Source organism: Shigella sp. FC1567, assembly GCF_001743015.1.
In the GTDB taxonomy this organism is placed as follows: Bacteria; Pseudomonadota; Gammaproteobacteria; order Enterobacterales; family Enterobacteriaceae; genus Escherichia; species Escherichia coli.
Window position 1 is genome coordinate 1 of record NZ_MIIV01000056.1, and the last position, 10801, is coordinate 10801.

8 protein-coding genes and 2 pseudogenes are annotated in these 10801 nt (G+C 50.3%); 7 read left to right on the plus strand and 3 right to left on the minus strand.

Annotation, left to right across the window (positions count from 1 at the left end; translation table 11 throughout):
• Positions 1–90, minus strand: a 90-nt coding sequence (locus BHE85_RS27205) for a hypothetical protein (RefSeq protein ID WP_047199464.1), incomplete at its 3' end; no start/stop codon positions are given.
• A 210-nt stretch (positions 91–300) separates the two neighbouring features.
• On the opposite strand from BHE85_RS27205, the gene kup reads away from it, so the two are divergent.
• From kup to rbsR, 7 genes and pseudogenes are all read left to right on the plus strand, one after another.
• Entirely contained in the window at positions 301–2169 is a 1869-nt protein-coding gene (gene kup, locus BHE85_RS04760) for a low affinity potassium transporter Kup (protein WP_000102317.1), read from the plus strand.
• A 162-nt stretch (positions 2170–2331) separates the two neighbouring features.
• On the plus strand, positions 2332–2751 hold the full coding sequence (gene rbsD, locus BHE85_RS04765; protein ID WP_000715936.1) for a D-ribose pyranase: 420 nt from the start codon (positions 2332–2334) through the stop codon (positions 2749–2751).
• Positions 2752–2758: 7 nt separating this feature from the next.
• Positions 2759–4228: pseudogene (gene rbsA, locus BHE85_RS04770) on the plus strand (ribose ABC transporter ATP-binding protein RbsA).
• 4 nt (positions 4229–4232) lie between these two features.
• On the plus strand, positions 4233–5198 hold the full coding sequence (rbsC, locus tag BHE85_RS04775; protein ID WP_000211860.1) for a ribose ABC transporter permease: 966 nt from the start codon (positions 4233–4235) through the stop codon (positions 5196–5198).
• A gap of 24 nt (positions 5199–5222) precedes the next feature.
• A pseudogene (gene rbsB, locus BHE85_RS04780) lies at positions 5223–6109 on the plus strand (ribose ABC transporter substrate-binding protein RbsB).
• 125 nt (positions 6110–6234) lie between these two features.
• Positions 6235–7164 (plus strand): ribokinase, encoded by a 930-nt coding sequence (gene rbsK, locus BHE85_RS04785; protein ID WP_001300603.1) that lies wholly within the window; start codon positions 6235–6237, stop codon positions 7162–7164.
• Positions 7165–7167: 3 nt separating this feature from the next.
• Positions 7168–8160, plus strand: a complete 993-nt coding sequence (gene rbsR, locus BHE85_RS04790; protein ID WP_000224470.1) for a ribose operon transcriptional repressor RbsR — start codon at positions 7168–7170, stop codon at positions 8158–8160.
• On the opposite strand, the gene mdtD is transcribed toward rbsR, so the two are convergent.
• Positions 8126–9553: a multidrug transporter subunit MdtD gene (gene mdtD / locus BHE85_RS04795; RefSeq protein WP_001280814.1), complete on the minus strand. Its 1428-nt coding sequence runs from the start codon at positions 9551–9553 to the stop codon at positions 8126–8128. The genes rbsR and mdtD overlap by 35 nt on opposite strands.
• A 22-nt stretch (positions 9554–9575) precedes the next feature.
• Positions 9576–10268, minus strand: a complete 693-nt coding sequence (locus BHE85_RS04800; protein WP_001131175.1) for a FadR/GntR family transcriptional regulator — start codon at positions 10266–10268, stop codon at positions 9576–9578.
• Between the last annotated feature and the right edge of the window lie 533 nt (positions 10269–10801).

Genomic DNA, 10801 nt, shown 5'->3' on the forward strand with positions numbered 1-10801 from the left:
CCCCAGAGAAGTCAGTGGGTTACGCAGAGAATCGTAACGGGATACCAGATCAAGAGCCTGTCCAATGTGCATAAAAAAATCCGGAAACAAGTGAGCGTTTCCGGATTCTTACACAGCCACTGGATCGGTCAACTGATCCTTAACTGATCGGCATTACTCAAAGGGGGGTATTTTTCTTTGAGCCAGGTTAATGTGGCCGCATTTAGGAGTACGATTTTGCCGTTAATCGTGCATACTGTGCGCTTTTTTGTGGGCCAAGGGACTAAGCACACATTTCATATTTCAACGAAAGACTAGTCTATGAGCACTGATAATAAGCAATCATTGCCCGCGATTACCCTCGCGGCGATTGGAGTTGTCTACGGCGATATTGGTACCAGCCCGTTATATACACTTCGTGAATGTTTGTCCGGCCAGTTTGGTTTTGGCGTTGAACGCGATGCCGTGTTTGGCTTTTTATCGCTGATCTTCTGGCTGCTAATCTTTGTGGTTTCCATTAAATATCTCACCTTCGTGATGCGGGCAGATAACGCCGGTGAGGGGGGGATCCTGACGTTGATGTCGCTTGCCGGGCGTAATACGTCGGCGCGAACCACATCAATGCTGGTGATTATGGGGCTAATCGGCGGCAGCTTTTTCTATGGTGAAGTCGTCATAACACCCGCTATTTCGGTGATGTCAGCCATTGAAGGTCTGGAAATCGTCGCCCCGCAGCTGGATACCTGGATAGTTCCCCTCTCAATTATCGTTCTCACTTTATTATTTATGATTCAAAAACATGGCACGGCTATGGTCGGTAAGCTGTTTGCGCCGATCATGCTGACCTGGTTTTTGATTCTGGCAGGACTGGGGTTACGTAGCATTATTGCTAACCCGGAAGTGCTGCATGCGCTGAATCCAATGTGGGCGGTGCATTTCTTCCTTGAATACAAAACGGTTTCTTTTATTGCATTAGGGGCAGTGGTGTTGTCGATTACGGGGGTCGAGGCGCTGTATGCTGATATGGGGCACTTTGGTAAGTTCCCTATTCGCCTGGCGTGGTTCACCGTCGTATTACCTTCCTTGACCCTTAATTACTTCGGTCAGGGAGCGCTGTTGTTAAAGAACCCGGAAGCGATTAAGAACCCGTTCTTCCTGTTGGCACCGGACTGGGCGCTGATCCCGCTGCTGATCATCGCCGCACTGGCGACGGTAATTGCCTCGCAGGCGGTTATCTCTGGCGTCTTCTCATTGACGCGTCAGGCGGTACGTCTGGGATATTTGTCGCCGATGCGCATTATTCACACCTCCGAAATGGAGTCAGGGCAAATCTATATTCCGTTTGTGAACTGGATGCTCTATGTCGCGGTCGTGATTGTGATTGTCAGCTTTGAGCACTCCAGCAACCTGGCGGCGGCGTACGGGATTGCGGTGACCGGAACCATGGTGCTGACGTCTATTCTCTCGACTACCGTGGCACGTCAGAACTGGCACTGGAATAAGTATTTTGTTGCGCTGATCCTGATTGCTTTCCTTTGTGTCGATATTCCATTGTTCACCGCTAACCTCGATAAACTGCTCTCCGGCGGTTGGTTGCCATTGAGCCTCGGTACGGTGATGTTTATCGTGATGACCACCTGGAAGAGCGAGCGTTTCCGCTTGCTGCGGCGGATGCATGAACATGGTAACTCTCTGGAAGCGATGATTGCTTCGCTGGAGAAATCACCGCCTGTTCGCGTGCCCGGGACCGCGGTGTATATGTCGCGTGCAATCAACGTCATTCCCTTTGCGCTGATGCATAACCTTAAACATAACAAGGTATTGCATGAGCGGGTGATTCTGTTAACTCTGCGTACCGAAGACGCGCCATATGTCCATAATGTCCGTCGGGTACAGATTGAACAACTGTCGCTCACTTTCTGGCGCGTGGTGGCAAGTTATGGTTGGCGAGAAACGCCAAACGTGGAAGAAGTTTTCCACCGCTGCGGTCTGGAAGGATTAAGTTGCCGGATGATGGAAACCTCCTTCTTTATGTCGCATGAGTCGTTGATCCTCGGCAAACGCCCGTGGTATTTGCGTCTGCGCGGCAAGCTGTACTTGCTGCTGCAACGTAATGCGCTGCGTGCACCAGATCAATTTGAAATCCCGCCAAACAGGGTTATCGAACTGGGTACTCAGGTCGAAATCTAACGCCAGACGCCTCCTTTCTCCATAAGGGGGCGTTTTTGTTTTCATGGTTAATCACCATGTAAAACGTTTCGAGGTTGATCACATTTCCGTAACGTCACGATGGTTTTCCCAACTCAGTCAGGATTAAACTGCGGGTCAGAACGTTCGCTGATGGAGAAAAAAATGAAAAAAGGCACCGTTCTTAATTCTGATATTTCATCGGTGATCTCCCGTCTGGGACATACCGATACGCTGGTGGTGTGTGATGCTGGTTTACCCATCCCCAAAAGTACAACGCGTATCGATATGGCATTAACCCAGGGTGTACCTTCTTTTATGCAGGTGCTGGGCGTCGTTACAAATGAAATGCAGGTCGAGGCTGCCATTATCGCGGAAGAGATCAAACAACATAATCCGCAACTCCACGAAACGTTGCTCACTCACCTTGAGCAGCTGCAAAAACACCAGGGAAATACCATTGAAATTCGTTACACCACGCATGAACAATTCAAACAACAAACCGCAGAAAGTCAGGCGGTAATTCGCAGCGGAGAATGTTCTCCGTATGCGAATATCATTCTCTGTGCTGGCGTGACGTTCTGAGGCCGTCATGGAAGCATTACTTCAGCTTAAAGGCATCGATAAAGCCTTCCCGGGCGTAAAAGCCCTCTCGGGCGCTGCGTTAAATGTCTATCCGGGCCGCGTGATGGCGCTGGTGGGCGAAAACGGCGCGGGTAAATCCACCATGATGAAAGTGCTTACTGGTATCTATGCTCGCGATGCCGGCACGCTTTTATGGCTGGGGAAAGAAACGACATTTACCGGGCCGAAATCTTCCCAGGAAGCCGGGATTGGGATTATCCATCAGGAACTGAACCTGATCCCGCAGTTGACCATTGCCGAAAACATTTTCCTCGGTCGTGAGTTTGTTAATCGCTTTGGCAAAATTGACTGGAAAACCATGTATGCCGAAGCGGATAAATTGCTGGCTAAACTTAACCTGCGCTTTAAAAGCGACAAGCTGGTGGGCGATCTTTCCATCGGTGACCAGCAAATGGTTGAAATCGCCAAAGTGCTGAGCTTTGAGTCGAAAGTCATCATTATGGATGAACCGACCGATGCGCTGACCGATACCGAAACCGAATCCCTGTTCCGCGTCATCCGCGAACTAAAATCGCAAGGCCGCGGTATTGTCTATATCTCCCACCGCATGAAAGAAATCTTCGAGATTTGCGATGCCGTTACCGTTTTTCGTGACGGGCAATTTATTGCTGAGCGCGAAGTGGCATCACTGACCGAAGATTCGCTGATTGAGATGATGGTGGGTCGCAAGCTGGAAGATCAATATCCACACCTGGACAAAGCGCCGGGAGATATCCGCCTGAAAGTCGATAATCTCTGCGGACCTGGCGTTAACGATGTCTCTTTTACTTTACGCAAAGGCGAAATTCTTGGCGTCTCTGGTTTGATGGGCGCAGGTCGTACCGAACTGATGAAAGTGCTCTACGGCGCACTACCGCGCACCAGCGGTTACGTCACCCTGGATGGGCATGAAGTCGTTACCCGTTCACCGCAGGATGGCCTGGCAAACGGCATTGTGTATATCTCCGAAGACCGTAAACGTGACGGTTTAGTGTTGGGCATGTCAGTAAAAGAGAACATGTCGCTGACAGCGCTGCGCTACTTCAGCCGCGCTGGCGGCAGTTTGAAGCATGCCGATGAACAGTAGGCTGTGAGTGATTTCATTCGTCTGTTTAATGTGAAAACACCGTCGATGGAACAGGCAATTGGTCTGCTTTCCGGTGGCAATCAGCAAAAAGTGTTGATCCTTGATGAACCTACCCGTGGCGTAGATGTCGGCGCGAAAAAAGAGATCTATCAACTGATTAACCAGTTCAAAGCCGATGGCTTGAGCATCATTCTGGTGTCATCGGAGATGCCAGAAGTATTAGGCATGAGCGATCGCATCATCGTCATGCATGAAGGGCATCTCAGCGGGGAATTTACTCGTGAGCAGGCCACCCAGGAAGTGTTAATGGCTGCCGCTGTGGGCAAGCTTAATCGCGTGAATCAGGAGTAAAAAAATGACAACCCAGACTGTCTCTGGTCGCCGTTATTTCACGAAAGCGTGGCTGATGGAGCAGAAATCGCTTATCGCTCTGCTGGTGCTGATCGCGATTGTCTCGACGTTAAGCCCGAACTTTTTCACCATCAATAACTTATTCAATATTCTCCAGCAAACCTCGGTGAACGCCATTATGGCGGTCGGGATGACGCTGGTGATCCTGACTTCGGGCATCGACTTGTCTGTAGGTTCTCTGTTGGCGCTAACCGGCGCAGTTGCTGCATCTATCGTCGGCATTGAAGTCAATGCGCTGGTGGCTGTCGCTGCTGCTCTCGCGTTAGGTGCCGCAATTGGTGCGGTAACCGGGGTGATTGTAGCGAAAGGTCGCGTTCAGGCGTTTATCGCTACGCTGGTTATGATGCTTTTACTGCGCGGCGTGACCATGGTTTATACCAACGGTAGCCCAGTGAATACCGGCTTTACTGAGAACGCCGATCTGTTTGGCTGGTTTGGTATTGGTCGTCCGCTGGGCGTACCGACGCCAGTCTGGATCATGGGGATTGTCTTCCTCGCGGCCTGGTACATGCTGCATCACACGCGTCTGGGGCGTTACATCTACGCGCTGGGCGGCAACGAAGCGGCAACGCGTCTTTCTGGTATCAACGTCAATAAAATCAAAATCATCGTCTATTCTCTTTGTGGTCTGCTGGCATCGCTGGCCGGGACCATTGAAGTGGCGCGTCTCTCCTCCGCACAACCCACGGCGGGGACTGGCTATGAGCTGGATGCTATTGCTGCGGTGGTTCTGGGCGGTACGAGTCTGGCGGGCGGAAAAGGTCGCATTGTTGGGACGTTGATCGGCGCATTAATTCTTGGCTTCCTTAATAATGGATTGAATTTGTTAGGTGTTTCCTCCTATTACCAGATGATCGTCAAAGCGGTGGTGATTTTGCTGGCGGTGCTGGTAGACAACAAAAAGCAGTAATAACGACTACAGGACATCTTGAATATGAACATGAAAAAACTGGCTACCCTGGTTTCCGCTGTTGCGCTAAGCGCCACCGTCAGTGCGAATGCGATGGCAAAAGACACCATCGCGCTGGTGGTCTCCACGCTTAACAACCCGTTCTTTGTATCGCTGAAAGATGGCGCGCAGAAAGAGGCGGATAAGCTTGGCTATAACCTGGTGGTGCTGGACTCCCAGAACAACCCGGCGAAAGAGCTGGCGAACGTGCAGGACTTAACCGTTCGCGGCACCAAAATTCTGCTGATTAACCCGACCGACTCCGACGCAGTAGGTAATGCTGTGAAGATGGCTAACCAGGCGAACATCCCGGTTATCACTCTTGACCGCCAGGCAACGAAAGGTGAAGTGGTGAGCCACATTGCTTCTGATAACGTACTGGGTGGCAAAATCGCCGGTGATTACATCGCGAAGAAAGCGGGTGAAGGTGCCAAAGTTATCGAGCTGCAAGGCATTGCTGGTACATCCGCAGCCCGTGAACGTGGCGAAGGCTTCCAGCAGGCCGTTGCTGCTCACAAGTTTAATGTTCTTGCCAGCCAGCAGATTTTGATCGCACTAAAGGTTTGAACGTAATGCAGAACCTGTTGACCGCTCATCCGGATGTTCAGGCTGTATTCGCGCAGAATGATGAAATGGCGCTGGGCGCGCTGCGCGCACTGCAAACTGCCGGTAAATCGGATGTGATGGTCGTCGGATTTGACGGTACACCGGATGGCGAAAAAGCGGTGAATGATGGCAAACTAGCAGCGACTATCGCTCAGCTACCCGATCAGATTGGCGCGAAAGGCGTCGAAACCGCAGATAAAGTGCTGAAAGGCGAGAAAGTTCAGGCTAAGTATCCGGTTGATCTGAAACTGGTTGTTAAGCAGTAGTTTTAATCAGGTTGTATGACCTGATGGTGACATAAATACGTCATCGACAGATGAACGTGTAATATAAAGAAAAGCAGGGCACGCGCCACCCTAACACGGTGGCGCATTTTATGGACATCCCGAATATGCAAAACGCAGGCAGCCTCGTTGTTCTTGGCAGCATTAATGCTGACCACATTCTTAATCTTCAATCTTTTCCTACTCCAGGCGAAACCGTAACCGGTAACCACTATCAGGTTGCATTTGGCGGCAAAGGCGCGAATCAGGCTGTGGCTGCTGGGCGTAGCGGTGCGAATATCGCGTTTATTGCCTGTACGGGTGATGACAGCATTGGTGAGAGCGTTCGCCAGCAGCTCGCCACTGATAACATTGATATTACTCCGGTCAGCGTGATCAAAGGCGAATCAACAGGTGTGGCGCTGATTTTTGTTAATGGCGAAGGTGAGAATGTCATCGGTATTCATGCCGGCGCTAATGCTGCCCTTTCCCCGGCGCTGGTGGAAGCGCAACGTGAGCGTATTGCCAACGCGTCAGCATTATTAATGCAGCTGGAATCACCACTCGAAAGTGTGATGGCAGCGGCGAAAATCGCCCATCAAAATAAGACTATCGTTGCGCTTAACCCGGCTCCGGCTCGCGAACTTCCTGACGAACTGCTGGCGCTGGTGGACATTATTACGCCAAACGAAACGGAAGCAGAAAAGCTCACCGGTATTCGTGTTGAAAATGATGAAGATGCAGCGAAGGCGGCGCAGGTACTGCATGAAAAAGGTATCCGTACTGTACTGATTACTTTAGGAAGTCGTGGTGTATGGGCTAGCGTGAATGGTGAAGGTCAGCGCGTTCCTGGATTCCGGGTGCAGGCTGTCGATACCATTGCTGCCGGAGATACCTTTAACGGCGCGTTAATCACGGCGTTGCTGGAAGAAAAACCATTGCCAGAGGCGATTCGGTTTGCCCATGCTGCAGCTGCGATTGCCGTAACACGTAAAGGCGCACAACCTTCCGTACCGTGGCGTGAAGAGATCGACGCATTTTTAGACAGGCAGAGGTGACGCTTGGCTACAATGAAAGATGTTGCCCGCCTGGCGGGCGTTTCTACCTCAACAGTTTCTCACGTTATCAATAAAGATCGCTTCGTCAGTGAAGCGATTACCGCCAAAGTTGAAGCGGCGATTAAAGAACTCAATTACGCGCCATCAGCCCTGGCGCGTAGCCTCAAACTCAATCAAACACATACCATTGGCATGTTGATCACTGCCAGTACCAATCCTTTCTATTCAGAACTGGTGCGTGGCGTTGAACGCAGCTGCTTCGAACGCGGTTATAGTCTCGTCCTTTGCAATACCGAAGGCGATGAACAGCGGATGAATCGCAATCTGGAAACGCTGATGCAAAAACGCGTTGATGGCTTGCTGTTACTGTGCACCGAAACGCATCAACCTTCGCGTGAAATCATGCAACGTTATCCGACAGTGCCTACTGTGATGATGGACTGGGCTCCGTTCGATGGCGACAGCGATCTTATTCAGGATAACTCGTTGCTGGGCGGAGACTTAGCAACGCAATATCTGATCGATAAAGGTCATACCCGTATCGCCTGTATTACCGGTCCGCTGGATAAAACTCCGGCGCGCCTGCGGTTGGAAGGTTATCGGGCGGCGATGAAACGTGCGGGTCTCAACATTCCTGATGGCTATGAAGTCACTGGTGATTTTGAATTTAACGGCGGGTTTGACGCCATGCGCCAACTGTTATCACATCCGCTGCGTCCTCAGGCCGTCTTTACCGGAAATGACGCTATGGCTGTTGGCGTTTACCAGGCGTTATATCAGGCAGAGTTACAGGTTCCGCAGGATATCGCGGTGATTGGCTATGACGATATCGAACTGGCAAGCTTTATGACGCCACCATTAACCACTATCCACCAACCGAAAGATGAACTGGGGGAGCTGGCGATTGATGTACTCATCCATCGGATAACCCAGCCGACCCTTCAGCAACAACGATTACAACTTACTCCGATTCTGATGGAACGCGGTTCGGCTTAGATTTACGCTGTCTTTTGATCAAATTATTACCATCGGTTGTTTTCAGAAGCATGAACATTGCTGCTGAAGCAACAGTAATAATGCCCATCGTGATAAACGTATAGTGGAATTGTTCGACAGTCGTTGTGCCTTCCATCCCTTCATAAACGCGAAGGACGGCCGCACTTACAGCAACGCCTAAACTAATCGACAGTTGCTGCGTGACCGCCAGAACACTGTTACCGCTGCTGGCGTTGTCATCGGTCAGATCGGCAAGTGTGATGGTATTCATCGCGGTAAATTGCGTCGACATAGCCATCCCTAATATAAACAACGGCAAGATCAGCATCCATATCGCCATTGCCGGTGATTGCAAAGAGAACTGAGCGATCATTAGCCCAATAATCACCGTGATCCCCACTAACGTATGGCGATAGCCCAGACGACGTAAGACTTGGGTAACCATCGATTTTGCAATAATGGAACCTAACGCTGTCGGTGCCATCATACAGCCGGCAATAAACGCCTGATAACCAAATCCTACCTGTAACATCAATGGCATAAGGAACGGTACACTACCGGTCCCCAGACGGGTTGCAATATTGCCTACGATACCGATCGAGAAAGTGCGGGTTTTAAATAAATCTAATGAAATTAATGGGTTTGGCGTGTGTCGCGCATGGAGAATATAGAGAAGCAGTAACCCGATGCTGGTGACAATTACCGTCAAGGCAATCCAGCTGGCGACAATCTTTTCCCCGAATAGCTCTATTCCGCTTGAGAAGAGAACAAGGCTGAGGCCAAACAGCAAAAAGCCAGTGATATCGAATCTGCGTCGTGCGGTGGTGAAATTGGGCATATGTTTGCGCGCGTAAAGAAGGCCCGCAATACCTATGGGGATATTGATTAAAAATATCCAGTGCCAGGTTGCCCAGGTGACCAGCACGCCGCCAAGAACGGGGCCTAAAATTGGCCCCACCAGACCCGGCATGGCGACAAAATTCAATACAGGAAGAAGTTCATTACGAGGATAAGCACGCAGTAAGGCCAGCCGAGCAACAGGCATCATCATTGCGCCGCCTATCCCCTGAATAACCCGGAAGACAACCAGCTGTGGTAGCGAATTAGAAAGTGCGCAGGCCAGAGAACCCAACGTGAACAGACTCACGGCAAGGGTAAAAATGCGACGCGTACCGAAGCGATCGGCTAGCCATCCGCTTACCGGAATAAACATCGCCACCGTCAGCGTATAACTGATGATGGCTGATTGCATCGCGAGAGGAGAACGATTAAGGCTATGAGCGATTGCGGGTAAGGCGGTATTCAGAATAGTGGCATCAAGTGCCTGCATGAAGAAGGCCATCGCCGCGATCCACGGCAAACCCGCCATACTACGCTTCTTTTTATCGCTCATTCAATGTCCTGTTATCGGGTTATCACTTATCAGGTGAGCGTAGCAGCGCCTGACAAGTTTTAAATGCCGCGTCGCCATCGCTTTGGATAATCGCATCGACAATCGCCTGGTGCAGATCCAGCTTTATCACTGTGTCGCTGGTAATTGACGTGAAGTAAGTGTGATAAACCGAATGGAATAGCGAGGCGAATGAGGTCAAAAACGGATTGGCGCTCATTTCATAGATATGCTCATGCCAGGCCATATCGACTTCGATCCAGCGTTCACGGCGAAAGTTCTTTTTTAATGCCGCCATTTCGGCCATTAACGTATTGAGATGCGCCTTCTGTTCCGCGGTGCCAACCGTTGCTGCCAGTAGGCAGGCTTGCGGCTCCAGACAGATACGCATAACCAGAAAGTGATCGATGACCTGATGAAAGTTCTCTTCTGTCATCCACCAGGTAAGCAATTCCTGATCAAGAAAATTCCAGTTTGATTGTGGCATGACCCGGGTACCAATTCGCGGTCGCGGTAAAACCATCCCTTTTGCCGTTAACGTTTTGACCGCTTCGCGTACCGCTGTACGACTCACTCCAAATTGCTCGCCCAGCTCAATCTCACCAGGCAAAATGGTGCCGGGTTCATATTCACCTTTTAAGATGCGTTGCGCCAGCTTCTCAGCCAGAACATACGAAAGGTTTTTCTGTGCAGCTAACTGTTGTGCGCTTAAAGGCATTACTAATCTTCCTTTTTCTTTTTATTCCTCCTTAGTATGCCACCAGGAAGTGTGATTACGGTTGCAAAAACGGCAAATTGCTTGTTTTATGGCACATTAACGGGGCTTTTGCTGAAAAAGTGCGCGGTCAGAAAATTATTTTAAATTTCCTCTTGTCAGGCCGGAATAACTCCCTATAATGCGCCACCACTGACACGGAACAACGGCAAACACGCCGCCGGGTCAGCGGGGTTCTCCTGAGAATCTCAACAGAGAAAAGCAAAAAAATGCTTGACTCTGTAGCGGGAAAGCGTATTATGCACACCCCGCGCCGCTGAGAAAAAGCGAAGCGGCACTGCTCTTTAACAATTTATCAGACAATCTGTGTGGGCACTCGAAGATACGGATTCTTAACGTCGCAAGACGAAAAATGAATACCAAGTCTCAAGAGTGAACACGTAATTCATTACGAAGTTTAATTCTTTGAGCATCAAACTTTTAAATTGAAGAGTTTGATCATGGCTCAGATTGAACGCTGGCGGCAGGCCTAACAC

Bases quoted from the DNA above. Each gene is read 5' to 3' on its own strand.
- rbsD (WP_000715936.1), top strand. From the start codon at position 2,332: ATGAAAAAAGGCACCGTTCTTAATTCTGATATTTCATCGGTGATCTCC.
- BHE85_RS04800 (WP_001131175.1), bottom strand. From the start codon at position 10,268: ATGCCTTTAAGCGCACAACAGTTAGCTGCACAGAAAAACCTTTCGTAT.
- rbsK (WP_001300603.1), top strand. From the start codon at position 6,235: ATGCAAAACGCAGGCAGCCTCGTTGTTCTTGGCAGCATTAATGCTGAC.
- kup (WP_000102317.1), top strand. From the start codon at position 301: ATGAGCACTGATAATAAGCAATCATTGCCCGCGATTACCCTCGCGGCG.
- mdtD (WP_001280814.1), bottom strand. From the start codon at position 9,553: ATGAGCGATAAAAAGAAGCGTAGTATGGCGGGTTTGCCGTGGATCGCG.
- rbsC (WP_000211860.1), top strand. From the start codon at position 4,233: ATGACAACCCAGACTGTCTCTGGTCGCCGTTATTTCACGAAAGCGTGG.